Source organism: Carnobacterium alterfunditum DSM 5972, from assembly GCF_000744115.1.
Taxonomy (GTDB): domain Bacteria; phylum Bacillota; class Bacilli; order Lactobacillales; family Carnobacteriaceae; genus Carnobacterium_B; species Carnobacterium_B alterfunditum.
On sequence record NZ_JQLG01000004.1, the window covers coordinates 782,261 to 807,541 of the forward strand.

26 protein-coding genes and 1 pseudogene are annotated in these 25,281 nt (G+C 36.1%); 11 read left to right on the top strand and 16 right to left on the bottom strand.

Going from position 1 to position 25,281, the window contains the following annotated elements:
* Nucleotides 1–24 precede the first annotated feature (24 nt).
* The 3 genes from BR50_RS04120 (at nt 25) to BR50_RS04130 (ending at nt 1,410) form a co-directional block, all read left to right on the top strand.
* Nucleotides 25–288: a VOC family protein gene (locus BR50_RS04120; RefSeq protein WP_034546546.1), complete on the top strand. Its 264-nt coding sequence runs from the start codon at nt 25–27 to the stop codon at nt 286–288.
* Between the two features lie 55 nt (nt 289–343).
* Nucleotides 344–949, top strand: coding sequence for an alpha/beta hydrolase (locus BR50_RS04125; RefSeq protein ID WP_034546548.1), 606 nt, complete (start codon nt 344–346; stop codon nt 947–949).
* Between the two features lie 170 nt (nt 950–1,119).
* Entirely contained in the window at nt 1,120–1,410 is a 291-nt protein-coding gene (locus tag BR50_RS04130; RefSeq protein ID WP_034546550.1) for a hypothetical protein, read from the top strand.
* Between the two features lie 294 nt (nt 1,411–1,704).
* On the opposite strand, the gene BR50_RS04135 is transcribed toward BR50_RS04130, so the two are convergent.
* The 4 genes from BR50_RS04135 to BR50_RS04150 form a co-directional block, all read right to left on the bottom strand.
* Nucleotides 1,705–2,112 carry a cupin domain-containing protein gene (locus BR50_RS04135; protein WP_034546552.1) on the bottom strand — a complete coding sequence of 136 codons (408 nt, stop codon included), beginning with the start codon at nt 2,110–2,112 and terminating at the stop codon, nt 1,705–1,707.
* Nucleotides 2,113–2,199: 87 nt separating this feature from the next.
* Nucleotides 2,200–2,574, bottom strand: coding sequence for a hypothetical protein (locus BR50_RS04140; RefSeq protein WP_034546554.1), 375 nt, complete (start codon nt 2,572–2,574; stop codon nt 2,200–2,202).
* A 201-nt stretch (nt 2,575–2,775) separates the two neighbouring features.
* Nucleotides 2,776–3,954: a NupC/NupG family nucleoside CNT transporter gene (locus BR50_RS04145; RefSeq protein WP_034546556.1), complete on the bottom strand. Its 1,179-nt coding sequence runs from the start codon at nt 3,952–3,954 to the stop codon at nt 2,776–2,778.
* Nucleotides 3,951–4,613, bottom strand: coding sequence for a deoxynucleoside kinase (locus BR50_RS04150; protein WP_034546558.1), 663 nt, complete (start codon nt 4,611–4,613; stop codon nt 3,951–3,953). The genes BR50_RS04145 and BR50_RS04150 overlap by 4 nt, the downstream gene beginning before the upstream one ends.
* A 490-nt stretch (nt 4,614–5,103) precedes the next feature.
* Between BR50_RS04150 and BR50_RS04155 the strand changes: the two genes are divergently transcribed.
* Nucleotides 5,104–5,706, top strand: a complete 603-nt coding sequence (locus BR50_RS04155) for a hypothetical protein (RefSeq protein WP_034546560.1) — start codon at nt 5,104–5,106, stop codon at nt 5,704–5,706.
* 239 nt (nt 5,707–5,945) lie between these two features.
* On the opposite strand, the gene BR50_RS04160 is transcribed toward BR50_RS04155, so the two are convergent.
* The 8 genes from BR50_RS04160 to BR50_RS04195 all read right to left on the bottom strand — a co-directional run bounded on the left by BR50_RS04160 (nt 5,946) and on the right by BR50_RS04195 (nt 13,964).
* Entirely contained in the window at nt 5,946–6,776 is an 831-nt protein-coding gene (locus BR50_RS04160; RefSeq protein WP_034546562.1) for a squalene/phytoene synthase family protein, read from the bottom strand.
* Between the two features lie 200 nt (nt 6,777–6,976).
* The gene (ppdK, locus tag BR50_RS04165; RefSeq protein WP_051905733.1) at nt 6,977–9,646 is read right to left on the bottom strand and encodes a pyruvate, phosphate dikinase; all 2,670 of its coding nucleotides are present in this window, start codon (nt 9,644–9,646) and stop codon (nt 6,977–6,979) included.
* A 62-nt stretch (nt 9,647–9,708) separates the two neighbouring features.
* A complete protein-coding gene (locus BR50_RS04170) occupies nt 9,709–10,539 on the bottom strand; it encodes a pyruvate, water dikinase regulatory protein (protein WP_034546564.1) in 831 nt (276 codons plus the stop codon).
* A gap of 9 nt (nt 10,540–10,548) precedes the next feature.
* Nucleotides 10,549–11,184 (bottom strand): transcriptional regulator CcpN, encoded by a 636-nt coding sequence (ccpN, locus tag BR50_RS04175; RefSeq protein WP_034546566.1) that lies wholly within the window; start codon nt 11,182–11,184, stop codon nt 10,549–10,551.
* A 251-nt stretch (nt 11,185–11,435) separates the two neighbouring features.
* Nucleotides 11,436–11,696, bottom strand: a complete 261-nt coding sequence (locus tag BR50_RS04180) for a metal-sensitive transcriptional regulator (RefSeq protein ID WP_034546568.1) — start codon at nt 11,694–11,696, stop codon at nt 11,436–11,438.
* A complete protein-coding gene (locus tag BR50_RS04185; RefSeq protein ID WP_034546569.1) occupies nt 11,696–11,992 on the bottom strand; it encodes a rhodanese-like domain-containing protein in 297 nt (98 codons plus the stop codon). The genes BR50_RS04180 and BR50_RS04185 overlap by 1 nt, the downstream gene beginning before the upstream one ends.
* The gene (locus BR50_RS04190) at nt 11,992–13,659 is read right to left on the bottom strand and encodes an FAD-dependent oxidoreductase (protein ID WP_034546570.1); all 1,668 of its coding nucleotides are present in this window, start codon (nt 13,657–13,659) and stop codon (nt 11,992–11,994) included. The genes BR50_RS04185 and BR50_RS04190 overlap by 1 nt, the downstream gene beginning before the upstream one ends.
* Nucleotides 13,659–13,964: a rhodanese-like domain-containing protein gene (locus BR50_RS04195; protein ID WP_034546571.1), complete on the bottom strand. Its 306-nt coding sequence runs from the start codon at nt 13,962–13,964 to the stop codon at nt 13,659–13,661. The genes BR50_RS04190 and BR50_RS04195 overlap by 1 nt, the downstream gene beginning before the upstream one ends.
* A gap of 271 nt (nt 13,965–14,235) precedes the next feature.
* On the opposite strand from BR50_RS04195, the gene BR50_RS04200 reads away from it, so the two are divergent.
* Together BR50_RS04200 and BR50_RS04205 are read left to right on the top strand one after the other, a co-directional pair.
* Nucleotides 14,236–15,021, top strand: coding sequence for a DeoR/GlpR family DNA-binding transcription regulator (locus BR50_RS04200; protein WP_034546572.1), 786 nt, complete (start codon nt 14,236–14,238; stop codon nt 15,019–15,021).
* Complete coding sequence (locus tag BR50_RS04205; protein WP_034546573.1) at nt 15,011–16,396, top strand: M24 family metallopeptidase; 1,386 nt, start codon at nt 15,011–15,013, stop codon at nt 16,394–16,396. Before BR50_RS04200 ends, BR50_RS04205 begins: the two co-directional genes overlap by 11 nt.
* Nucleotides 16,397–16,527: 131 nt before the next feature.
* Here BR50_RS04205 and BR50_RS04210 read toward each other — a convergent pair whose 3' ends face one another.
* A complete protein-coding gene (locus BR50_RS04210) occupies nt 16,528–18,426 on the bottom strand; it encodes an endonuclease MutS2 (protein ID WP_034546574.1) in 1,899 nt (632 codons plus the stop codon).
* A 504-nt stretch (nt 18,427–18,930) separates the two neighbouring features.
* Here BR50_RS04210 and BR50_RS04215 point away from each other — a divergent pair.
* From BR50_RS04215 to BR50_RS04230, 5 genes are all read left to right on the top strand, one after another.
* Complete coding sequence (locus BR50_RS04215) at nt 18,931–19,377, top strand: hypothetical protein (protein WP_034546576.1); 447 nt, start codon at nt 18,931–18,933, stop codon at nt 19,375–19,377.
* 272 nt (nt 19,378–19,649) lie between these two features.
* On the top strand, nt 19,650–20,174 hold the full coding sequence (locus BR50_RS04220) for a DUF308 domain-containing protein (protein WP_034546578.1): 525 nt from the start codon (nt 19,650–19,652) through the stop codon (nt 20,172–20,174).
* 148 nt (nt 20,175–20,322) lie between these two features.
* Nucleotides 20,323–20,496 (top strand): hypothetical protein, encoded by a 174-nt coding sequence (locus BR50_RS12720; RefSeq protein WP_156097498.1) that lies wholly within the window; start codon nt 20,323–20,325, stop codon nt 20,494–20,496.
* 32 nt (nt 20,497–20,528) lie between these two features.
* The gene (locus BR50_RS04225; RefSeq protein WP_051905734.1) at nt 20,529–21,242 is read left to right on the top strand and encodes a nuclease-related domain-containing protein; all 714 of its coding nucleotides are present in this window, start codon (nt 20,529–20,531) and stop codon (nt 21,240–21,242) included.
* Nucleotides 21,243–21,571: 329 nt separating this feature from the next.
* Entirely contained in the window at nt 21,572–22,597 is a 1,026-nt protein-coding gene (locus BR50_RS04230; RefSeq protein WP_034546582.1) for a N(5)-(carboxyethyl)ornithine synthase, read from the top strand.
* Between the two features lie 178 nt (nt 22,598–22,775).
* Here BR50_RS04230 and BR50_RS04235 read toward each other — a convergent pair whose 3' ends face one another.
* The 3 genes and pseudogenes from BR50_RS04235 to BR50_RS04245 form a co-directional block, all read right to left on the bottom strand.
* Nucleotides 22,776–23,711 carry a prenyltransferase/squalene oxidase repeat-containing protein gene (locus BR50_RS04235; RefSeq protein WP_143298331.1) on the bottom strand — a complete coding sequence of 312 codons (936 nt, stop codon included), beginning with the start codon at nt 23,709–23,711 and terminating at the stop codon, nt 22,776–22,778.
* A gap of 105 nt (nt 23,712–23,816) precedes the next feature.
* Nucleotides 23,817–24,476, bottom strand: a pseudogene (locus BR50_RS04240) (B3/B4 domain-containing protein).
* Nucleotides 24,477–24,535: 59 nt separating this feature from the next.
* Nucleotides 24,536–25,066, bottom strand: coding sequence for a GNAT family N-acetyltransferase (locus BR50_RS04245; RefSeq protein ID WP_034546585.1), 531 nt, complete (start codon nt 25,064–25,066; stop codon nt 24,536–24,538).
* Between the last annotated feature and the right edge of the window lie 215 nt (nt 25,067–25,281).

Consider the following 25,281-nt stretch of genomic DNA (forward strand, 5'->3'; position numbering starts at 1 on the left):
TCTTGCTTATAAGGAGCGGTCCACATGAAAAAAACAGCAGGTATCCACCATATAACAGCTATCGTGGGACACCCTCAAGAAAACATTGATTTTTATGCCGGAATTTTATTTGAATTAGCTACCGATGAACCTGGTTTTATAGATGATGAAGAGTCTATTGATATTTTAGGCGAAACACTTGCTTTACCACCAACATTTAGAAATGACCGTGAACGGATCGAGTCATTGGTACGCCCAATCGATACTGTGCGCAGTACTAAAGTATTTGAAAAAGACTATTTAGATTGAATCACCTAACAGATGGAGAAAAAGAATAATAGATTTTTAATAAGGAGGATCTAGTATGAAACATTTATTTATTAAAGGAACAGACCAATCAAAACCTACTTTGCTTTTACTACATGGAACAGGAGGCACTGAACGTGATTTGCTTCCGCTTGCTGCAGAAATAGATTCGGATGCAAATGTTTTAAGTGTTCGAGGTAATGTACTGGAAAACGGTATGTCACGCTTTTTCCGCCGACTAGATGAAGGGATTTTTGATGAAGAAGATTTGATTTTCCGCACGAAAGAGTTGAATGCCTTTCTTGATGAGGCTGCTGCTAAATATGATTTCGACCGTACGAATATTTTGGCTTTAGGGTATTCAAATGGTGCAAATATTGCAGCTAGTTTACTATTTCATTATGCTGATGCTTTATCTGGTGCTATTTTACACCATCCAATGGTCCCTATAAGAGACCTTTCTTTGCCCGATTTAACAAACACGCCTATCTTTATTAGCGCTGGAACAAACGATCCGATCTGCCCAGCAAAAGAATCAGAAGAATTATATGCTTTGTTAGAAAATGCCCATGCTAAAGTTGATATCCATTGGGAAAGCAACCAACATCAATTAACTTTTAGTGAAGTTGCTGCTGCCGCTAAATGGTATCAAGCAACTTACTAATATGAAATCTCTGTTTCACAAAATTCAGTCTATAAAAGAAGACCTATCCAAGAAAGTTTTAAATTATATTAATTTTTTTGAACAATTAAAAAATTATTCCAAGCGGTCCTTTGCCATCTCTTTTTCAGACCTATGGTATAATCGAAAGAAACGAAAGGAACTTGATTATTATGAAAGTATCTTTGACTAATCCTCACACTCGCCAAATAAAACACGCAAAAATCGGTTTTTCATGGACAACTTTATTTTTTGCTTTTATACCAGCTCTTTTTAGAGGTGATATGAAGTGGTTTTTTATTCAACTCGTTTGTTTTGCCCTTTCTTTGGACCTCTCTAGTTTGATTTTTGCTTTTATCTACAACAAATTGTACATCAATAGCTTGCTTGAAAAAGGGTATGTACCAGCGGATAAGCATTCCGCTAAAATCTTAAGCCACAAAGGATATATAGTACCTAATTAAGTCGGCTTTTTGAAGTTCAGATTGACCATCTTTTTAAATACATTTTGAAAAAAAACAGATTAGGGCAATGTTGATCATTGTCCCTGATCTGTTTTTCTCATTCCATTTAAACCACTAAAAAAAACTAACCCCTTTTAACTCAAGTTAGTACATCCATTCCTTCATTCTATTTAAAAAATCACCGCAAAAAAAAGTCAGCTAAACACTAAACTAACGGTTCAGCTAACTTTCAAGTCCACTTCAACAATCATTGCTTAAGGGTTGAATCATTTTCTGCTGTTCATGTTCATCCGGCTATCTGGGAGCCTCTTCACGAGAGTGATGTACTGCTCCTTCTTCATGTTCTGGTCCTGAATATATCGTATATAATTTCAATGGCTTACCGCCTGTGTTAATGATATTGTGCCACGTATTTACTGGTACGAGTATAGCATCGTCCTTAGTGATGGCTCTTTCAAAATCTAGATTATCTTTAGTAGACCCCATTTTACATACACCCTGACCCTCTTCAACGCGTATAAATTGGTCACTTCTTTCATGAACTTCCAACCCAGCTTCATCATTTGGTTCTATAGACATGACCGTCAATTGCAGTTTTTTACCTGTCCAAATTGTCGTACGGAAGTTGTTATTCTGAGCAGTTGCATCTTCAATATTAAACATATAAGGCTTTTTACCATAATCTTTATGATCCATTACTATTTCCTCCTTTTGATCTGGTTTCTTAAAGCTATATTACTTAATTATACTAGCATTCCAAACTAATTATAACGCTTTCAATTTAAAAAGTCATCTCTTAGCCACTTTAAGAATAACCGCTGAAATAAAAAAACCACTAATAAGAGATCCTGCGAATAATGCTAGTGACGGAAATGCTTGATTCAGATTTTCTCCATAGAAATAATCTTGGAATAACTTGAAAACACCGAAACCAATGATCGCAGATACTAGAAATCCAATAATATAAAATAACAACATATGTGTAAAAGAGTTATTATCGCTAACTCTTTCATCATCATTATTCATACTCCCTCCAGTGTGCATAGGCTCAGCACTATCTAATGAATTTTTATCAGCATCTTGGCCTACATTTACTCTAGCATACAAAGAATTTGAGATATTGCTCTGCTGGTTGTATTTATTTTGTTTGTCGCGATCACTCATTTTCTTAACCCTTCCTCTCACTCTGTCTAATCACTAAGTATTCAACCTATTATGAAGTAATTGTAACTTTATCTTATAAATATTGAAAGCGTTACCTGTAATTCTGCTCACAGCAACCGAAGCTGAACTGTTAGCCAATCAATTCTGGTGCTATCAAAGCAAAAAAAATGCCGCTAATAATTTACATTAGCAGCTTCTTCTTTATAAAAACAATCCAACAAACATGGCAGACAAGATAGGAACAATAAACCCGCCTAACATTCCTCTTAGCGCAAGTTTAGATAAATCATTTTTTCTAGTTGGCGCAAATACGGATAAACCTGTTACACAAATAGCGATACTGGCAAATGCTCCAAAACTTCCCACAGCAATAGATAACATAGCGACAGCTCTTTCAGATAGTTCAGCCATCATAGGTGCTAGATCTGCATAAGCTACAAATTCATTAATAGACATTTTTGTACCTAAAATTTGTCCAGCAATCATTGCTTCAGAGCCGTTTAACCCCATCAGCCAACCGATTGGCAGAAAGATATAACCTAGCGCCTCTGTAAAACTCGTACCTACTAGACCTAAAATACTATTTAGTAATGCCACGATCGAGATGACGGCAATCAAACTAGCTCCGATACCTAAAACCATTTGCAACCCATTATTGATTCCTTCAGACATAGCAGAAAAAACGGATGTATTAGCACCTTTACGGTTTAATGTCACATCTGATACTTTACTGATTTCTGTTTCAGGTGTCAAAATTTTGGCAACTAATAGTGAACCAAAGGGAACCAAAGCTGTTGTGATCAGCAGCCATTTCATAGGAATACCCAGCAGGCTATACCCAACTAAAATAGAGGCTGACACTGAGCCCATCCCTGAAACCATAACTGTCATCAACTCTGACTTTGTCATATTTGGTAAATATTTCGCAACTAGGAAAGGTGCTTCTGTCTGGCCTAAGAACATATTAGCCACAGCTACAAACGACTCAGCTTTCTCAGTACCTAATATTTTACCTACCGCTCCTCCTATTATTTTTACTATCCAGCCGACTACACCTAAATAGCTTAGGATACCTGTTAAAGCAGATAAGAAAATAATGACACCCAGCACATCAATAAAGAAATACCCTTGTCCAAATAGATCACCAAAAACAAAGGTTAGTCCTTCATTAGCGAAACTAAACAACTTAGTTACCGCTCTTGCTGACTGTTCGATGATCCAACTACCTAAAGGAACCTTAATTAAAAATAGTGCTAAAACTAATTGCGCTCCTAAAGCAGTAAATACGGTTCTTTTATTGATAGCTTTTTTATTATCCGATAAGAGATAGACGACCCCCAACATAACTATAATTCCTAAAATCGTGATCAATTTATTCATTTATTGCTTATCTCCATCTCTGCTAATTTATCGTTAACCATTGTTACAACCGTGTAGGCATCTTCTGGGTTATTCACTACATCGATCTCATCTATATTGATGATCAACACATCCGATGCATCATAATGTTTAGTGACCCAATCATCATACCCTTCCCAAAGTGCTCTGTAATAATCTAGTAAACCTTGATCTTGCTCAAAATCTCTGCCACGCAAACCAATACGATAAATAATCGTTTCAAATGATCCCTTTAAATACACCATTAAGTCTGGTGATTTTTTAGGTAATTCTTGCAATTCTTCCATCATATTATCAAGTAACTTTTGGTATATACTAAATTCCGTTTCTGAAATACGTCCTAGATTCATGTTTACTTTAGCAAAATACCAATCCTCATAAATTGAACGATCTAAAACATTATTTTTGTTATGTAACGCCTCTTTAATGCTTTTAAAACGACTATTCAAAAACTCCAATTGTAATAAAAAAGGGTACCGTTTTACTCTTTGTTCCTCTTCGCTTGCTGTGTAAAATAAAGGCAAGATTTCATTATCGTCTACATTTTCATAAAACACCTCACTACCCAAAGAACCTCCCAAAAGTTCTGCTACACTTGTTTTTCCTGCTCCGATCATTCCACCAATTACTAAAATCGCCATCTACCCCTCTCCTTATTTCAAGGAAAAAGAGTAGCCCTAGTGAGCTACCCTTTCTCTATTTAATTACTGCTTTATCTTTATGGATGTTCTACATACTCAGCTATTATTTTTTAGCCTACCATTACACATTCATTAATTAGCAACTTTGTTATGATACTATGATTATATAATTATTTCAACCTTAAATTACACAACATATGCTATTTTTTTACAGAAAAGTACAACATGTTGTATGTTAGTTGTTATTCCGCTGTGAAAGCGATTGATTTTAAATGCTTCATTTTATACTATGCCCAAAAAGATAGTTGTAGCAAAGAATAATTTATTTACACAGCATTTTAACTCACTTAATTAGGTGCGTTACAACACTATATGAAACAATAAGCACACTCAAAAAGGTCCATAATTTACTCCTCTATTGAATCCGTGAAAGTTAGCCATTTTTACGCTATACTTGAAACAGAAAGTACAGTCATTAAGGAGGGTCTATATGAATACAAAAAACTTTGCTAAACAAAATAGCCATCTTGATTTAAACGATCCAGAGGTACAAAAAGTTTTTTCTTTATATGAAAATCACGCTGAAGTTCCTTATATTTCACCACAGCGCAACTTGAAAGATTGGCTAAATTTAGTGAGTATTGGTTCCGAAAGCCTCGTTCCTAAACAAAATATGGTTCGATTTGAAGAAGATATCCTTCCTGGTCACCTTATCTTGTTGTGGCGTATTAATTTTGGCACCTTCACAACAATCAGCGGTTATCCAAAATATTTCGAGTACAATTACGGTATCAATACCGCACAAGCCCTAAATGAAATCCAACAAAAAGGGTATGCTAAAGAACTTTCAGCAATCGATTCATTGCCTTATCTGAATGCCGCACAACTAAAAGCCATTTTAAAGAAATTTGGGGTAACGGGTTATTCTAAATTAAAAAAATCAGAGCTCATGGAACTCGCTAAAGAACCATTAACAGAAGAGCAACTTGCCCCACATTTCAAAATTAGAGGGTACCAGATTACACCAGCTGGCGAAGCATTACTGATAAAATATCCTGAAGTAGTTGATCGCCACCCTAAAAAGAAATTCTGATCAAACTTTACGGTTAAATAACGGGTTGTTGGTATTTCAAAAGAACTTTCTTCTGGAATTAAACCGGTTTAACGCTTATTTTATCTCATTTCACAATAAAGGTTCTACATCAAATGGTGTGTATACTTCAGAAATTTTGGCTAAGTAATTGGATTAAATCTATCACCACTAAAAATAGAACCCAACAAAGTCGTTCTCAGTTGAGAACATCTTTATTGGGTTCTATTTTTATATTTATATCATTTCGCATCTACTTCCAATTGCACTTCTGCGACGGTTTGTTCTACTTCCGCTCGGGACATTTTTTTCTGACCCTTTTTCATTGCTGCTAAACTTTTGTGTGCAAAAGCTAGCGGCAACCGGCAAAATAGAACCGTACTTCTTTCATCAAGCGTTTCGATATAAGCATTCGCTTCGGCCAAATTTTCATCTGCGTATGCAAAAAGTTGCTCTCTTGTCCATCCATCTGGAGTAAAGCTGACTCCGCGTTCTTCACTATCTTCCTTTTGGTTACGCAAAATATTAACAGCTTGAAGTCCTCGACCAAACCCTATCGCAAGTTCTTCATTTAATTCTTGATCATAAGACCATTTCCATAGTTTAGAAAGATACACTCCTACACATCCTGCAACATAATAAGTGTAGTCGTCTAAATTTTCTTTTGTGTGTATTTGCCAATTTTTATTTGCCCATTTTGCCATTCCAAATGCCATTTCACTAGCTGTTTCCATCATCAATGAGCAAGAACCCTCTGGACAAGCTTGGATCCACTCATATAAGCGGATAGAAACTTCAGGCAATTGCTCTTTTACAGGAGCGATAATTTCTAAATACTCCTCTTGGGTGAACGGCCGTTTAAAAAGTTCACTAAGCTGCATTAAAAGATCATATTTGGTCTCATTTGAGATGTTTTCATGGTCTTCAATTTCATCTATTGCTCGCAAAACCAAATAAGCAGACGAAACTGAATACTTTAAGTCAGCCTTCAAAAAAGTAATGGGTATATAAAATGTTCGACTAGTCTCTTTTAAAACGCGCATTGCATCTTTAGAATATTTCTCTTTTTTCATCACGCGCCTCCTTTTAAAATGTGTTACCCCTATTGTACAGACTATCCGAAAAGAATTCATAATTCTAAGGAATGAATTAAAATAGCCTTTAGCAAGATAAAGATTCAACCATATTTCTGAATACTACCCTAATAAAAATAGTAGTTCAACCTAATTTCGGTTAAACTACTATTTTTAGTTTGTTTGATCATTATTTTCGACTAACTGAAATTAGTGACTAACTTATCAGAAATTGGTTCTTTTACTACGTGGTATTTTATAGCTGCTTGAGCAGCGGCTAAACGTGCAATCGGTACACGATATGGTGAGCAAGAAATATAGCTAAATCCCAATTTTTGGAAAAATTCAATTGATGCCGGATCTCCGCCATGTTCGCCGCAAATTCCGACCTTTAAATTCGGTTTGATTCGGCGACCTTTTTCAATAGCTATTTCTACTAACTGACCGATACCTTCTTGATCAATAGTATCAAAAGGCCCATTTTCAAGAATACCTTTATCCATATATTCAGAAATGAATTTTCCTGAGTCATCTCTTGAAAAGCCAAATCCCATTTGAGTTAAATCATTTGTTCCAAAACTGAAAAAGTCTGCTTCCTCAGCAATTTTGTCAGCAGTCAAAGCAGCTCTAGGGACTTCAATCATTGTTCCAACATGATAACTTAATGTTTCTCCCTTTTCAGTAAAGACTTTTTTGATTTCATCTTCAATTTCGGCTTTGATATAAGTCAATTCCTTTACATCACTGACCAAAGGAATCATGATCTCTGGCTGGATCTCACAATTTCTATCAGCCTTAAATTCTAAAGCTGCTTCCATGATCGCTCTAGCTTGCATCCTGCTGATTTCAGGATACGTTATCCCTAACCGGACACCGCGATGTCCCAACATAGGGTTCACTTCATGAAGATCTTCGATACGCTCTTTCAACGCTGCTAAACTAAAGGACATCGTCGCAGCTAATCGGCTTATATCCTCTTCTTTTACAGGCATGAATTCATGTAAAGGCGGGTCCAGTAAGCGAATCGTTACAGGCAGTTCACCCATGACTTGATAGATTTGATAGAAGTCGTTTTTTTGTATAGGCAATATTTCATTTAACGCTCTCATTCGCTCCTCAACCGAGTCAGCTAAAATCATTCTTCTGACTGAAGAAATGCGATCTTCTTTGAAAAACATATGCTCAGTTCTAACTAACCCAATTCCTTCTGCACCAAATTCTAAGGCTTGCTTCGCATCTTCTGGTGTATCTGCATTGGTCCGAACTGCCATTGCTTTTACTTCATCGACCCATTCCATTAATTGATCATATTTTCCGCCTAAAGTTGCTTTACTCTTTTCAATTTCGCCTAGGTAAACCATTCCACTTGCCCCGTCCAGTGAAATCAAATCTCCTTCATACAATATACCGCCATTGTATTTCACTCTTTTTTCTACTTCATTAACCTTTAGCTCTGAGCATCCTGCAACACAACATTTTCCCATTCCGCGAGCAACCACTGCAGCATGTGACGTCATTCCCCCTCTAGCGGTCAAGATACCTTCTGCTTTTACCATTCCAGATATATCTTCAGGCGACGTTTCTTGTCTCACTAAAATCGATTTTATTCCTTTTTCAAAGGCTATTTCTACTGATTCCGGAGTGAAGCAAATGATACCTGAAGCCGCACCAGGCGAAGCAGCAAGCCCTTTTGCCAAAATAGTTGCTTGATCAACGGCTTTTTCATCAAAATTAGGGTGCAGCAATTGTTCTAATTGTTGCGGTTTGATTCTTAATAGCGCTTCTTCTTTGGTGATTTTCCCTTCATTGTACAAATCAACCGCAATATTGATAGCAGCCTGTGCCGTTCTTTTTCCACTTCGCGTCTGCAATAAAAATAGTTTGTCCTTTTCAATGGTGAACTCGATATCTTGCATATCCTTATAATGATCTTCAAGAGTATTTGCTGCTGTTTCTAGCAAATTATAAATTTCAGGCATCAGATCATTTAATACTGCAATATCATTTGGTGTACGTATACCAGCAACGACATCTTCTCCTTGAGCATTCAATAAAAATTCGCCGAAGAGTTTGTTGTTCCCATTCACAGGATTTCTAGTAAACGTCACGCCTGTCCCAGAAGTTTCTCCCTTATTTCCAAAGACCATTGCTTGAATATTAACAGCAGTACCTATTAAGGTAGATATCTCATGCATATTCCTATAAAATATCGCTCTTGGATTGTTCCATGATGTAAATACTGCTTTGATAGCCAGTTCTAATTGCACCATAGGATCTTGTGGAAAGTCTTCTTTTACCTCTTCTAAATAAACTTTTTTATACGCTTCTACTACTGACTTTAAGTCATCTCCACTAAGTTCTTTATCTAGCTCAACGCCTTTTTCGGCTTTTTTATTTTCCAATATCGACTCAAAGCGTGTTTTGGGAATTTCCATGACCACATCCGAAAACATCTGGATGAAACGACGGTAACTATCATATGCAAAACGTTCATCAGCTGTATTCTTGGCCAATCCAATAACTGAATGGTCATTTAAACCCAGATTTAAAATAGTATCCATCATACCTGGCATCGATTGAGCTGCCCCAGATCGAACCGATACAAGTAGCGGATTTTCTAGATCTGAGAATTTTTTCCCTGTAGCTTGTTCAAGTGCTTTTAAATGGATGTTTATTTCTTCTTCTAAACTAGACCAAATCTTTTTATTTTCATTAAAAAAGCGGTTACAAGATTCGGTAGTTAAAGTGAATCCCGGCGGAACAGGAAGCAGAAGATTTGTCATTTCAGCTAAGTTAGCTCCTTTACCACCAAGTAATTCCTTCATTTCTTTTTTACCTTCATTAAAATCATAAACGTATTTTTCAGTCATTAGTTCAGCCTCTTTCTTTATTAGGATACATGCATTTTGACTATTTAATATCTTTTCTATTTTCAATCAACATTAAATACCTTTTTATCAATTTTTTTCATATATTCAATAATTAAATTTGCTGTTTCTTCGATGGCATTATTCGAAACATCTATGACTAAACACCCAATTTTTTTCATGATTTTATCCGCATGGTCCAATTCTTCTAAGATACGATTCGTATCTGCATAACTGGCATTTTGCGGCAGCCCTAAGGTTTTCAACCGTTCTCTCCTGATACTGTTTAATTTTTCTGGTGAATTGGTTAAACCAATGATTTTAGTCGATGAAATCTGGTAAATCTCTTTCGGCGGATCTGATTCTGGGAAAAGCGGGATATTTAAAACACGAATATTTTTGTTTGCTAGATAAATAGACAAGGGGGTCTTTGATGTTCTGGATACCCCGAGAAGAACTAAGTCTGCTTTTAATATTCCTCTTGGATCTTTCCCGTCGTCATATCGGACGGAAAATTCGATTGCTTCAATTCTGCTGAAGTACTTTTTATCCATCTTACGGATAATTCCTGGTTCTCCCATTGGCTCTAAGGACGTGATTTTTTGGATGGCTGACATGCCATCGCCTAATATATCAACGAGAAGAAGCTTATTATTCTCAGAAAATGCTGTTAAATATTGTTTCAGCTCTTTTTGGACTAATGTATAAAAAACAACAGCATTTTCATCTTCACTAATATTGACAAGTATGGCTTCTAACATTTGTTTAGTTAATACATGCGTAAACTTTTTGATTTCCCCTACTTCGATTGAATATTGGGATAAGATAGAATGGATCACTTGTTCACCCGTTTCCCCTATCGAGTCAGAAATAAGATAAATTGTTAAAGGTTTCATATGTTCCTCCTAAATTTCATTTTCGATAACATTTAAGAATAGACGGCTGATCAATGTTTTTGAAAATTTACCAGTTACTTTTAATCCTTCTGACCCTTTTCCATCACTGTTGTCTATTACTGGCAAACTATCGACTTCATGAGCTAAAAGTTTCTTTGTCGCGTATTCAACTGAATCATTACTAAGTACATAGACAACATTAGGGACTCTGGTCATTGCCATACTGACGGGCATTTCTTCAATATTCATTTTCCCCATGACAGCTTTTAGTAAATCTTTCCTAGAAACCAATCCGATAAGACTATGATTTTCTGTAACATAAACCGATCCTACATCTTCTAAAAACATTTTGATTATCGTATCTTGAATAGATGTGTTAGAGCTTACAATTACGGGAACACTCATAACGTCTTCTACTTTTTTTTCTTTAATAGCTTTTATGATAAAAGGGTCTACTCTATGTGCATTATAGAAGTAACCTACTTTAGGTTTTGCGATCAACAATTCACTCAATGTTAACAAGGATAAATCAGGCCTTAATGTTGCACGGGAGAAACCTAATGTCGAAGCTATCTTTTCGCCTGTAATGGGTTCGTTATTTTTTACAATTTCGATGATCTTTGTTTGTCTTTCATTTAATTCCATTGCTTGACCCCTTCCAAATAAGATACAGCTTATCCATATAGTATGTCACATTAAAAATAAAGTCAACGAATAAGCAAACACTTTTAAATAAAAAACTAATATTATGTTTTTAAAAAAATCTATTTGCACTTTCTACTTATAAAAATATACATAAAAAGACACACTGCATGAATAGCAATGTGTCTATTAAATAACTATTTAAAATCAACTTTTCAAACAAACCTACTCTATTAGAAAGAATCTGCCTCTATTTATCTACTTTTCATTAACAAATTGATGGCTTGTTGGACACTTTCTTCTCCAGTAGTACCCTCTTCAATATTTTCTTGTACACATTTTATTAAATTTCCTGCTACGATCAAACTTGTAGCACGATCGATACTAGCACGTACAGCTGATAACTGAGTCACAATTGATGCGCAGTCTTGTCCCTCTTCTATCATCTTCAATACACCTTGAAATTGGCCATTTGATCGTTTTAGACGGTTTACAATTTTCACATCATATTCCACTATACGGTCTCTCCTCTCCAAGCTGATATACCACCCATTACATTGGTTACTTTATATCCTTCTCTCGCTAACTGCTGACAAGCCATCGCAGAACGTGCTCCTGAATAACACATAACGTAGTATTCTTGTTTTTTATTTAACTTTTCTTTAGCATCTGATAAATCATTTAAAGGTATATGGATTGCCCCGTCTAAATGACCCGATTGCCATTCATCTATTTCTCGCACATCTACTAACGGAAGTTTCTCTCTTTTCCATTTTTGTTCAAATTCTTGCATTGATATTGAATTAAACATTATTTTTCCACCTTTTCTAGTCTGATTTTTTCTGGTCTGACTGTTGAGTAAAGAGCAAATGCTCCATCTAGATTTTTAACCTTATATCCATTTTGTTTTAAAATTCGTTCAGCAATATAACTACGTAAACCACTGTGACAGCTCACAATAATTGATTTATCTTTAGGTACTTCTGATAATCGGTCTCTTAAACTATTTAAAGGAATATTTATTGATCCTTCTAAGCTGCCATTTATTTCAAGTTCATCTTCTTCACGAACGTCCAGTAATAAATCACCGGCTTCTTGGTTTGCTTCAAGTTCATGCCATTGAATTGACTCACTAACGCCTTCAATCAAGTTTAAAGCAGCATATCCAGCCATATTTACAGGATCTTTTGCTGATCCAAATGGAGGAGCATAGGTAAACTCTAATTCCGGCAAATCTTGAACAGTCATACCTGCTTTGATAGCCGTTGCAATGATGTCGATACGTTTATCTACTCCATCATCACCAATAGCTTGGGCGCCATAAATTTTTCCGTTTTCAGGATTAAACAGTACTTTCAATAAGATCGTACCGGCATTTGGATAGTATCCTGCATGACTTTTTCCTTGGATATGAACAATTTCATATGTTTCGTTTGCTGATTTCAATTGTCTTTCATTTAGTCCAGTCGATGCTGCTACTTGGTTAAATACGCGAACAATTGCGGTACCAATACTACCTTTGTTTTTTCGAGGTAATCCACTGATAACATCTGCAACTTGTCTGCCTTGACGATTAGCAGGAGCAGCTAAAGCGATCATCGTATCTTCTCCATTGATTTGTTGTTTCACTACGATTGCATCTCCAACCGCGTAAATATCTTTTTGACTCGTTTCATAGTTCTCATCTACTAATATACCACCACGTACACCAGTTTCAATATCCGCTGTTAAAGCCAAAGTCGTTTCAGGTTTAACCCCTACTGACATCAATGTCATATCGCTTTCTAAGCGTTCGCCATTTTCAAGCACAACAACTTTTCCTTCTTCTTCAAACGACTCAGCAGCCAATCCCGTATACAATTTAACACCGTTCTCATGCAATTCTTTAGTAATATACGCTGCCATCTCTTCATCTAACGGTGGTAGTACTTGCGGTGCTTTTTCAATAATTGTAACATCTAGTCCACGATGAACTAAACTTTCAGCCATTTCTAAACCGATAAATCCAGCTCCGATCACTACAGCTTTTTTAGGATTGTGAGCATCCATGAAAGCAGTGATTCCATCTACATCCGGAACAGAACGCAATGTGAAAATATTCTTCGCTTCCTCTAGTCCTTTAGCTGGTGGGATAAACGCTTTAGCTCCAGGAGAAAGGATCAATTTATCGTAAGATAGTGTGTACTCTTCTTCTGCCGTACGCACAATTACTTCTTTTAGAGAAGCATCTATCGATACTGCCTCACTATAAGGACGTACATCCAGTTCAAAACGTGCTCGCAAAGCTTCTGGTGTTTGTACCAACAAGCTGCTGCGTTCCTCAATTTCACCAGCCACATAATATGGAAGGCCACAATTGGCAAATGAAACATAAGGTCCTTTTTCTAATATAATGATTTCTGCTGTTTCATTCAACCGTCTCAATCGAGTAGCTGCTGACATTCCACCAGCTACGCCTCCTACAATAACAATTTTCATTACAGTTTTCCTCCCTTTGTAGATCCAGCCCAAGATGACATGCCGCCACGGACATTTACCACATCATAGCCTTGTTTCATTAACAATTTTGAAGCTTTTTTACTGCGCATGCCTGATTGACAAATCACATATGTTTTACCTTTAGGTGTATGATTAGCTATTTTACCTAATGGTACATTCTTTGCTCCAGGTATGTGACCTCCTTGAAATTCATGTGTTTCCCGTACATCAATGATGTGCGGCTTTTCTGCGGTTATTTTCTCTAGTTCACTTGTCGAAATCGATGCTACTGTTTTAAAAAACATAATCTTCCTCCTAATTAGTAGTACTCTTTTTATGACCATCTTTTGGTACTTTATCTATTTCATATACCCTGCTACGTATTCAATATACCTTATGGGGTATATTTTGTAAAGTGTTTTTATTTTATTAGTCTATTTCTATCGTTTTTTTCGCTAAAATTAACAAAATGTAACAAAATTTTTAAATAACGTTATTTTTCGTCAGTTTGATTTTACTTAATGTTATAATCAAGTTAGAGAAAAAGATTTTTTTCTGAAAATGGAGGTAGTATGGTTGAACCAAACGAAAAGACAAGAATTTATTAGCAATTTATTAAAGGTACATGGAGAAATCAGTTCAAAGGAATTAGCTGATAAATTATTGGTATCCATGATGACGATCAATCGAGATCTAAAAGAATTAGCGGCAAAGGAGGACATCCAATTAGTACATGGAGGAGCCATTTACCGAGGTGCAGATATTCTTGAGAATCCTATATCCATTAAAGAAGAAGTCAGTGTCCAAGAGAAAAAAGCCATCGCTAAGTTTTGTAGAACTTTAGTTAAACCAGGCAGCTCTGTTTTTATTGAGACTGGTACTACAACACTGGCTGTTGCAAAAGAAATTTTCACTATCGAAAACTGTCAATTCTACACGAACTCCTTATTGGTTATGAATGCTTTAGCTAAATACGAAGCTATTCAGCTACACAGTGTGCCTGGAAAATATAGAGATCTTTCGAAAGGCTTTTTAGGTTTAGAAACTACTGAGTTTATTCAAAATTTCAATTTTGACATTACCTTTATGGGAGCTGAAGGTATTCGTCTCGACTCAGGCGTTTCCCTTACAAATGAAGAAGATGCATTCACCAAAAAAGCGATCCTAAAACAATCAAAAAAAACGATTCTTGTCGCTGACCATAAAAAATTCGGTTTATCTTATCTGCATAAAGTTGGTACGGTCAGTGAATTTGATATGATCGTCACTGATTTGCCAAGTGATCAAGCAATCTTTAAAGAAATAAGTACCTTTGCCAATATAAAATCCGTTAGAAAAGAGGAAACGAAAAATGAAAATTAATTTATCCACAGTAGCCTTGCCTACGATCCACAATGACCCAAAATCTGTTCTATTGACTGATGAGACTATGAACTCCAGAAAAGAACATTTCTTAACACAAATGCACCATCATTCTATCGATACGGCTATTATTTATGCCGATCGTGAACATGGTGCTAACTTTGAATATTTTACCGGCTTTATCCCGCGGTTTGAAGAAGCTTGTTTAGTGATCCATGCAAATGGTGAGAGTCATTTATTACTGGGAAATGAAAATGTGAAAATGGCTGCGCATTCTAGGATCAAAGCGAACCCGGTTCACGTTCCTTTCTTTTCTCTTCCAAATCAGCCTATGGCCGGTGAAAAAACATTAGACCATTACTTTAAAGAAAGCCATATCACTCCTGATGCGAAAATCGGTATCATCGGTTGGAAACTTTTCACATCAAATCAGTACAACAATAGTGACCTCTTCGATTTGCCATTTTATATCATTGATAGTCTAATGAATTATGTTACGAATAGAAATCAATTACAAAACTTCACTTTTTCTTTGCTTTCTCCAAAAGCCGGATTGCGTACAACTTATAACGCAAATGAGATTGCCCACTACGAATACGGTGCTTCTCTAGCAGGGATCGCGATGTTTCGTGCGATCCAAGAAATCTCTGTTGGAAAAAGCGAAAAAGAAATTGGATCTTTGTTAGCGCAACACGGACAACCAAACTCCGTCACAACGATCAGTGCAACCGGACAACGTTTTACGAATGCCATTATTTACCCTAGAGATAAAACTATTTCTTTAACAGATAATTATGCTCTGACGGTAGGCTACAAAGGCGGTTTGAGCAGCAGAGCTGGTTTTGTGATCTCTTCAGGTGCACAATTACCAGAAAATCAAAAAGATTATTTGGTAAAAGTCGGTAAACCTTACTTCAAAGCCTACGCAACTTGGTTAGAAACCATTGCTATTGGAATTTCTGGAGACGAATTTTATACAAAAATCCAAGAAGTCTTTCCTTCTGAAATCTATGGTTGGAGCTTAAATCCTGGACACTATACTGCAGACGAAGAATGGCTGTCTTCCCCATTTTATAAAGGGTCAGAAGCCGTTATTAAGAGTGGACAATTGCTGCAGATCGATATGATCCCAAGCGTTCCTGGCTACACGGGTGCAAGTTGTGAAGAGCCAATTGCACTTGCTGACAAATCGTTAAGAACTGAACTCAGCCAACAGTACCCTGATGTTTGGGAACGTATCGAGACTAGAAGAACCTACATCAAAGAGGTTATTGGCATCCAACTTTCCGATGATATTCTGCCTTTAAGTGACACAGTTGCCTTTTATACCCCATTTTTCTTAAATAAAACTCTAGCCTGCACAAAAGAAGTATAATGTTAAAAAAGAAACGAATGCTTTCTACAAAATAGTTGTAGAAAGCATTCGTTTCTTTTTTATATAGAACGATCAACAATAAAAAGATCCTTTCCACTAAATGGAAAGGATCCAAAATCGTAAGCATGCAACTAACTGTTTTCTCTTCTCTTTTTCATCTCTTTATCTAAAATTTTTTGAGCTTTTTTAGAACCACGATCTAAGTCTTTCCGTACCTTTCTCGTAAGAAAATCTGTAAAGAGGCTATCTAAATCATAACCTTCTGGATACAATTCTTCAGCCATAGTCAATAACTGGATTCTTTGTCTCGGTACTTCTACAACATCCCTATCGATATAAACAACAACGTTATCTGAACCACTGTCTTCATATATTAACCCTTTCCGCTGGCTTTCTGTAAGAAGGATGCGGTCCCTCTTCCCGAAAGTAGGGATTTTTTCTTTAATCATTTCAGATTTTATTTCATTTTTTGAAAATTCTTTTTTCTGAGTTTGATAATCTTTAGTATCAATATATTTTTGCGCTTGTTTGATCAAATTGGATGCCATATTAACTTTTTTGGCAATCCAAAGTGCTTGGCTGTCGCCACTTTCACCTAAATGTAAAATGAACTTAGGCGTCAAAGACTCTCGATCGAATTCCATTGCTGCAGGAATAAAATCTTCATGTTCTTCAGCAAACCGCTTAATTTCCCCATAATGAGTTGTAGTAACGACTAAGGCTCCCTTAGCATACAGTGCTTCCATAATCGCGATAGCTAAAGCGGCACCTTCATTTGGCTCCGTCCCACTACCGATCTCATCTAACAGGACCAATGAGTGCCGTTTCACTTTATTCAAAATAGAAGCAATGCTATCCATGTGTCCAGAAAAGGTACTTAGGGCATTTTCCATACTTTGTTGATCACCAATATCCACAAACACTTCATCAAAAACTGCAATATCGGTCCCTTCTTGAACAGGGATTTGAATTCCAAACATCGTCATCAACGTCAACAAACCAACTGTTTTTAATACAACAGTCTTTCCACCAGCATTCGCACCTGTAATTACTAACCCTCGATGCCCTTCTCCTAAGGTAAAATCTAACGGTACAGCACCTTTAGGTAGAAATGGATGAATACCTTTCTTGATATGGATCACTTCATTTTTATTTACCTTTGGAGTAATACCGTTGATTTCTCGACTATATTTTGCTCGGGCAAAAATAATATCAAAAGCAGTGATCGTTTCCATGATAAACTCAATAATGGTTTCTTTCTCAGCCAAGTAACCTGTTAATTCAGCTAAAATTTGATACTCTTGTGCAACCTCTTCAGCCTTCAGCATAATCAATTGCTCATTTAATTTTGCTACAGCTGCAGGCTCAACAAAGACCGTTGTCCCTTTATTAGATTGTTCAATTATATTTCCAGCTACTTTATTCTTGTAGCTTATTTTGATTGGAACGGTATAATGTCCATCTTTTTGAACGATTATTCCGTCTTGGATCATCTCTTTATTGCTAGAATTTTTTAAAAATCTCGTCAGCTTATCTTGGATTTCTTTTTCATTTTCACGAATTTGTTTACGGACTTTTCTTAAGTTGCTTGATGCCACATCACTGACTTTTTGATGTTGAATTTTTTGATAAATTTCTTCCTCAATCTCTAACAAGCTTGGCAGACTCTTACTATACTGATAAAGAAGTGGCGTTTGATATTGATTTTTCCCAAAAAATTTATCAATCATGCGACTGCTTCTAAGAAAATCTGCATATTCAATCAAGTCATCAGGGGCTAAAACCATACCCTTTTGAACTTGTGCCATCAAGGAATCAATCCTACTCAATCCCATGAAAGGCACATGCTGATTGCTATCTAAAATCAAACGTGCTTCTTGTGTTTCTTGCTGCCAAACTTTTACGGTTGCTAAATTCGTTTGTGGTGAAAGTTCTCCAATCCGAATTTTACTATAGTTTCCAATTGCTTTAGCTTGTACTTCTTCTTGAACGTTATTAAACTGCAATTTATTAAGTGTTTCTTTATTCATAGCTCTCTCCCTTTCGTTGAAGAGATACCCGTCTTAAAATAAATAATTAAACCTAGAGAGTACAAAAAAAGACAATAGTCGTCATACTATCGTCTTTAGAATATAAAAATTCTATTTATCGACAGGTATCACTTATAAGCATGCCAAATAAACTTTCAGTTTACTGGCTATTCAACTTATTGATTAGATACCTGCTACACTCACAAAAAAATCCCCATTCATCTAGGTTTTATTTATTCTCACTGGAAATATAGCAAGATATATTGTATTTGTCAACCAAAGTAATCTGATGAATCATAATTCTCCGTAAGTTGAACTAATCTCAAAAGAAATTGCCGAAAATATCAATGATATGTTTAAAAAGGTTTTTCTGATGTGAATTTTAATGATTTAATAACTAGAGTGAAGAAGAAATCCTTTATTTAATCGAAATAACCTTGTAAAAGTAAATTGAACGTTATAGTATTAACTATAAGACCAGAAACAGAAAGAGGCCGTGTAATTATGGGAATTATTCAAGCAGAACCAGCTAATATAGAAGAATTAAAAATTAAAGCAAACACAAAAGACAATTGGGAAACAAGACTAGCAGCCGTTAATGAATTAGCGAACTACGATTGTCAAAAATCAAGATATATTTTAACGAAACTTGCATCAAGTGACCGTGTTTTTGCTGTTAAAGAAGCTGCTTTTAATGCTGCTCAAGCAATGGGCGTCACTAAAAAAGGTTTGCCGCTAGTGGCTAAAAGAAAAGATATCGGGTACAGCAGTAAAGACTTTGCTAAAGTTTTCAAACGTGTTAAAAGAGACACTCAAATGGAAGAATTAGATCTAGCTGTTTTCAAGAAACAATTCCAAATTGTGAGTCCTGAAATGTATGATGTGATGCAATACGAAGAACAAGAAAAATTCGATTTATGGATCAGTGCATCTTACGCAAATTTAAGCTAAATTTTGTACGTAAAACTACGGGTACAACTACTTTCTCATTTAGGAAAAGTAGTTGTACCCTTTTTGCTTATTTACGACGCTCTTAAATGTTTGAACTTTCCATTCAGCTTTAGCTTTAGGGTCAATTTTAACTAACTCAATAAAGGACTCAAAAGCTCATTCATTCAACAATATTCTACCTCGTTATGTACACTGTAAATCCCAATCGAATCAATTGACTTTTTTTAGTTACGATTATAAACTCGCTGTATAGACAGACTGGAGGAGTACACATGAGAAAAGAACGGTTGAAATTTTTGACTCAAGGTATTCTTTTGTTTATTTTAGGACTATTGTTTATATCAAATCCTATCCGCCAAGGTTCTTTATTTCTAATGCTTATCGGGATTGCCCTTACTCTTATCGGAATTGTCATTATCATTGATGGGATAGTTTTAACACAAGGACTCAAATACAAATTGTTGCGTATAGTGGAAGGGATTTTATTTAGCGGATTTGGTATAGTCTTCTTTTTAAGAAACCCTGCAAGAGGTGCAGCTTTAATGATCTCCTTTGTCGTTATCATGATGATTGTTTTAGCCGTTGTAAATACGATTGCTGTTTTCAAATCAAATCATAACGTGAAATGGTTGGCTATCTTTTTAAACATTTTAGTGATTTGGTTTGGTTTCCAATCCTTACTCGACCCGCAATTAGCAGTAGCCATTTTCTATTGGACCGTTTCCTTCCAATTAATTTTTACTGGTATCAACCATATTGTTATGTACTTCATCATACCCGATTTATTCGATGTATAATATTTCTAGAACTCAGTTTTCAGTAACGTCAAGACTTCTTGATGTTACTGAAAACTGAGTTCTTTTTTTGATCAAAAACTTTTTTCGTGAAATTCAGTTTATTTGCGCATGTTAATAGTACTAGTTAGTTTGCTAAAGGAGTTTTCACATGATTATAAAAAAACGCAGCCAACCGTTAGTACTGCAAATTTTGGAATCATTGAACGTCCGGACTGTCCTCAGTGCTTCGGAGAAAAAAGATTACGCCAACCAATTAAAAGGCTATCAAGGAGAAGTACTGTTTGATGCCTATTTGGAAAACCTGCAATTTGAATGCCTATAATAAATGACTTAAGGCTTAAAGAAAGTGGCAACATGATCCAAATTGATTCGCTTATTTTGACAAGCGATGTCATTTATTTGTATGAAATCAAGAACTATTCTGGGAGTTATGATTACAAAAATGACGCTCTCCAAGGTCGATTGGATTTCGTCATTGCTGATCCCTTGACTCAAATCCATAAAACCCAACCCTTTCTACATAACTTAGTGCGCAAATTAGGCAGCAAAAAAGTGGTAAAAGCACAAGTTATCTTTATTGAACCAGATTTCTATTTGTACGATTTACCTCGAGATAAGCCTTTTCTTTTTGCAAATCAGTTGACCCGAGAATTTGATTCGATGGAAAAGAGGCATTCCGCTATAAAGAAATCTGATAAACGGCTCGCCAACCAGTTGGGTCAATTACATATCACCGACTATCGTCCAATAGATTTGCCGGAATACAATTATAGCAGTCTTAAGAAAGGAATTACCTGTCCAAATTGTTTTTCATTTGACCATATAAACACACGAAAAACCCGTATTTGTACTTGTTGTGGTTACAAAGAAACCATTTCAGAAGCCATCAAGCGATCGACAGAAAATTTCCAGCTGCTATTTCCTGAAGTTTCTATTACAAAACATCTCATCTACGACTGGTGCGGCAAAGCGTATGATGAACAACGTGTCCAAAGAGTTCTGAGACGCAATTATATTTCTCATGGCAGCTACAGATCAACTTATTACGAGCAAATTCCTCGTGATTAATCAAACGGCGGGTGACTCGGATGTTCATTTGACTAATAGAATAGCTTTATTGATCAAATGAACATCCACTAGCGTTTGTATTTGACTAATAAAATCACTTTATTGATCAAACGAGCTTCATGTCACACTTTTGATTGACTAATAACCCTTTCTTTCGATGTGAAATTGCCGAAAAAGTCTTTATTTCTTCTATAATATACAATAAAATAAAATACTCCTTTCATTATCCTCTACTTATTTCACTATAATTTGTAACAAATAGCTTTTAGTGAGATAATGAAGCTACGTTTCATGCTATTTTGTACATAAATAAATGGGAGGTTAGGAATATGCTGCACAAACAATTGAAAACTATCGGATTTGTCAACAGTCACAAACTCGGAGAGAAGCGGATTGCTTTACTGCCTAAAGATATTACACAAATACAACATCGAGAATCCTTATTTTTTGAAGAGGGCTATGGAAGCGTTCTAAATATTTCAGATACTGAATACGCTGCTTTAGGCTGTCATGTAGTTCCAAGGGAGATAGCTTTGGCACAAGATATCATATGTGATCCCAAAATTGGAGACGCTTCCTTTTTAGAAGGCTTGCATCCAGGCCAAACACTATTTGGCTGGGTCCATGCTGTTCGGAGCGAAAAAGTGACCAATACATTATTAGCTAATGAGCTCTCTGCCTACGCTTGGGAAGATATGTATGAAGATAACCGCCATTGTTACTGGCGCAATAATGAACTAGCCGGCGAAGCGGCCGTCATGCATGCCTATCAATTGAACGGTATCATGCCTTATGATACAAAAGTTGCTATCTTAGGACGCGGCAATACAGCGCGCGGAGCACAACGTATTTTGATTGGATTAGGCGCTGACGTTCACGTTTATAACCGCAGTCAAGAAAAATTATTCCAAAAAGAAATGACCGAATTTGATGTGATCGTCAATGCGATCTTATGGGATACATCTCGTGAAGATCATCTTATTCATCAAAATGATCTAAAGCGATTCAAACCAGGTACAATGTTCATTGATGTCAGTTGTGATGAACATGGCGCTATCGAGACCACTGTTCCGACTTCTCTAGATGATCCGATTTATGAAATAGACAGCGTTATCCACTATGCAGTTGATCATACTCCGACTATTTTTTATCGCTCTGCTTCAAGTGCTATTTCAACCGAGACCGTTAAATACATCGATGATTTGATTGAAAGCCGTCCTAATGTTATTTTGAAGAATGCTCTGATCATTGAGCAAGGTCACATTATGGATAAACGCATCACTCAATTTCAAAATAGGTCTGTATCAGATTTATTGATTGAATCTGACAGACCAGATCCTACTTCAATGATTTAATTAAAAAATAAAAAGTTTCTGGACTCTATTCACTTTTTTAAAATCAGACTTTTAAGTTAAACGACTAATAATGAGTGGGTATAAATTTAGGCTATTGCCGAATTTATATCCGCTCATTTTTTATTTCGTAACACTAGCTGATTATACGGAACTTATTTTTCAGCTAATCCAAATAACCCTAATCGTAATTGATGCCCTGCTCCTTGATTGCCGCAAGCCAAGTTGCATGGTCATATTTCTTTAGGATGCGCAGCCCTCTAAAAGTATTAAATCTCCCTTTTCCAGACTCTTCGAGTGGAAAATAGATCTTACCTGGGTAGGTGGTGCCTTTTCCGACATAGCCCTTCTTAAACGCTTTTTTCACTAATTCTAATGCTTCTTCCATCCGTTCGTCGTAAACATGATCCACTTTCACAAAATATTCTAACGCTCGGAAGCAATCATATTTCCAACGTGGCGGGTAATGAAACGTCTTAAATTCTGATTTGACGACATTGCCGGTTCTAAGGGATCTGAATAAGTGTCTTTTCAGTAAATATGCTTGTGCTGGTACGATCCTGCGTTTGACCTCATCTAAACGATAGGTATAGCCAAATTGTTCGTAGTCCGCTACTCCTTCCAACACCGACATCGTGGTATGGAATGAACTCACAACGGAACGCCCATTCCCAGGTGCATCCCATCGGCAATTCCATCCGCCATCGGTTTGTTGATGCTCAAGGATGTGATCGATAATTTCTTCAACTTTAGGGTCTTGGATCCTCCCATAAGCCACAAGACTCAAAATCATTCCTACAACACACATATCCAAATACCGACCGTTTTTTACATGCCCATGGTTCCTCCACTGATCGTTTAGTACTTTCTTAGTCGCATTTTGGTAAGCAGGGTGGTCGTAACTCATCTCCATGTACTTCAACTCAAGTAATGTGTAGGTGCTAGAAATCCATTTATTGGAATAAGTATTGCTGCCCCACATCTGATCTTCCTCATTGTAAAATGCCAAATAGTCCGCAATAAAACCTTCATTGTGATGATCAAATGGTTTCTCTAACAAATAATTTGTAGTCAAATGTTGGATGACAACGTCTCCTTCTAACAGCCAATCAATCACTTTCATTTCTATCCCTCCACTCTTAACAAGTACTCCGCCATTCTTATGATCTATAGCTCATATTGCTAGATATATTTTGGAAGTTAGTTCTGCAATTAACGTTTCTTATTCCAAATCAAAAGCCGGATCGGTTCGAGTCAATAGTTTCATACTGCTCTTTGTTTGAAAATATGTGTCGACCAAATCCTTTAATTCTTCAATAGCCTCATTAACACGCTGATGTTGTTCTGGAGTGACAGACTCAATGACTAGCACAGCATCCTCGGTATTTTCAGTCAACATAGTACGCTGCGCCTCACGCCAATTCAAACTTCTGCAAATAGCACCGTCATCATCTTGATAAATGATTTCTTCAGGTAGTGCAGGTGCATCCTTTTCAGCTCCCAGTGGCAAAAAACTTTCGCCACCTTTAGCTTTGCCAAGTTGCAGATCTCCAGCGATCATTTGGAGATCTTCACCTCCACAAGGGACACCATATTTTAAAGAAACACTATTATAACTATCAACAAGTGGATTGATTGGATAAAATTCTCTATCTTGATCAACGCGTTTCAATAAAGCTTCAATCGAAGAGCAGGCCCCCCTTTTTTGTTTTAAATTGGCTAAAAGCTTCGCGCCACTCTTGAATAACTTTATTTTGACTACATGTATCTTCCTTTAAAATTTTTTTGCCTCTTGTTTTCCAGCGTTCAATAAATTTAAAAAGTGCTCTTCCTCTTCTGGAAGTTTATGATTGTTGATCCCCTTTATAACCAATACCGCAATTTTAGCTTCCGGAAAAACATCTCAAAATTCGGTTCCAACAATAAAACGTTTCATAAGTTTCACTCCTTTATCTTTTTCACCTCTTTAGTCATGATAAAGTCAGTTTGCTCTTTATCGCCCATAAAAAACGTATGATTGCCAGTTTGAACGAATCCCAATCTTTCATAAAAAGCGATAGCAGCGAAGTTTTGTTCCCAAACTCCTAGCCATATCTTGCTTTTTTGGTACTTACTAGCTAGCTCGGTTGTTTTTTGGATTAATGCTGTTCCTATCGCTTTCCCTTTAAAATCGGTTTGTATATAAATTTTTTCCACTTCTAAAAATTCGGTACCATTTGTTTCAGTTTGCGCTTCATTGATATTTATTTTTAAGTACCCAGCTAATTCATTGTTGTAATAGCTAAAATAAAATGCTGAATCTGTATTCAGCAGCTCTGTTCTTAATTGCTCAGTGTTATAAGCTCTTTCTAAATAGTTTTGCAAATCTTCTGCTGTATTATGATCTTTGAATGTATCACGAAAAGTCTCAGTACTCATTTTTTGTAGCGCAGATAAATTTTCCAGGGTACATTTTTTAATTTCAATAGCCATGTTTTATTCTCCTCATACTAGTTGATTCTAGTTGATTATTTTTTTACGGCTTTTATTTACTGAATTTCAGTCTACAGCAGCCGTTTTTTCACTCTTTCTAGTCGGATAGAACTTGCTTTAGCTTACCTTTCCAAAAAAAATTAAAGTCATATTAGAGTAAGTGCTTTCATCAATTATAACAGATATACCTTCTTTTTTTTATATCAATTATTTGA

What these genes read in the sequence shown, in the direction of transcription:
- BR50_RS04120 (WP_034546546.1), top strand. Translation starts at nt 25, where the DNA reads ATGAAAAAAACAGCAGGTATCCACCATATAACAGCTATCGTGGGACAC.
- BR50_RS04125 (WP_034546548.1), top strand. Translation starts at nt 344, where the DNA reads ATGAAACATTTATTTATTAAAGGAACAGACCAATCAAAACCTACTTTG.
- BR50_RS04130 (WP_034546550.1), top strand. Translation starts at nt 1,120, where the DNA reads ATGAAAGTATCTTTGACTAATCCTCACACTCGCCAAATAAAACACGCA.
- BR50_RS04140 (WP_034546554.1), bottom strand. Translation starts at nt 2,574, where the DNA reads ATGAGTGATCGCGACAAACAAAATAAATACAACCAGCAGAGCAATATC.
- BR50_RS04145 (WP_034546556.1), bottom strand. Translation starts at nt 3,954, where the DNA reads ATGAATAAATTGATCACGATTTTAGGAATTATAGTTATGTTGGGGGTC.
- BR50_RS04150 (WP_034546558.1), bottom strand. Translation starts at nt 4,613, where the DNA reads ATGGCGATTTTAGTAATTGGTGGAATGATCGGAGCAGGAAAAACAAGT.
- BR50_RS04155 (WP_034546560.1), top strand. Translation starts at nt 5,104, where the DNA reads ATGAATACAAAAAACTTTGCTAAACAAAATAGCCATCTTGATTTAAAC.
- BR50_RS04160 (WP_034546562.1), bottom strand. Translation starts at nt 6,776, where the DNA reads ATGAAAAAAGAGAAATATTCTAAAGATGCAATGCGCGTTTTAAAAGAG.
- ppdK (WP_051905733.1), bottom strand. Translation starts at nt 9,646, where the DNA reads ATGACTGAAAAATACGTTTATGATTTTAATGAAGGTAAAAAAGAAATG.
- BR50_RS04170 (WP_034546564.1), bottom strand. Translation starts at nt 10,539, where the DNA reads ATGAAACCTTTAACAATTTATCTTATTTCTGACTCGATAGGGGAAACG.
- ccpN (WP_034546566.1), bottom strand. Translation starts at nt 11,184, where the DNA reads ATGGAATTAAATGAAAGACAAACAAAGATCATCGAAATTGTAAAAAAT.
- BR50_RS04185 (WP_034546569.1), bottom strand. Translation starts at nt 11,992, where the DNA reads ATGTTTAATTCAATATCAATGCAAGAATTTGAACAAAAATGGAAAAGA.
- BR50_RS04190 (WP_034546570.1), bottom strand. Translation starts at nt 13,659, where the DNA reads ATGAAAATTGTTATTGTAGGAGGCGTAGCTGGTGGAATGTCAGCAGCT.
- BR50_RS04195 (WP_034546571.1), bottom strand. Translation starts at nt 13,964, where the DNA reads ATGTTTTTTAAAACAGTAGCATCGATTTCGACAAGTGAACTAGAGAAA.
- BR50_RS04205 (WP_034546573.1), top strand. Translation starts at nt 15,011, where the DNA reads ATGAAAATTAATTTATCCACAGTAGCCTTGCCTACGATCCACAATGAC.
- BR50_RS04210 (WP_034546574.1), bottom strand. Translation starts at nt 18,426, where the DNA reads ATGAATAAAGAAACACTTAATAAATTGCAGTTTAATAACGTTCAAGAA.
- BR50_RS04215 (WP_034546576.1), top strand. Translation starts at nt 18,931, where the DNA reads ATGGGAATTATTCAAGCAGAACCAGCTAATATAGAAGAATTAAAAATT.
- BR50_RS04220 (WP_034546578.1), top strand. Translation starts at nt 19,650, where the DNA reads ATGAGAAAAGAACGGTTGAAATTTTTGACTCAAGGTATTCTTTTGTTT.
- BR50_RS12720 (WP_156097498.1), top strand. Translation starts at nt 20,323, where the DNA reads ATGATTATAAAAAAACGCAGCCAACCGTTAGTACTGCAAATTTTGGAA.
- BR50_RS04225 (WP_051905734.1), top strand. Translation starts at nt 20,529, where the DNA reads ATGATCCAAATTGATTCGCTTATTTTGACAAGCGATGTCATTTATTTG.
- BR50_RS04230 (WP_034546582.1), top strand. Translation starts at nt 21,572, where the DNA reads ATGCTGCACAAACAATTGAAAACTATCGGATTTGTCAACAGTCACAAA.
- BR50_RS04245 (WP_034546585.1), bottom strand. Translation starts at nt 25,066, where the DNA reads ATGGCTATTGAAATTAAAAAATGTACCCTGGAAAATTTATCTGCGCTA.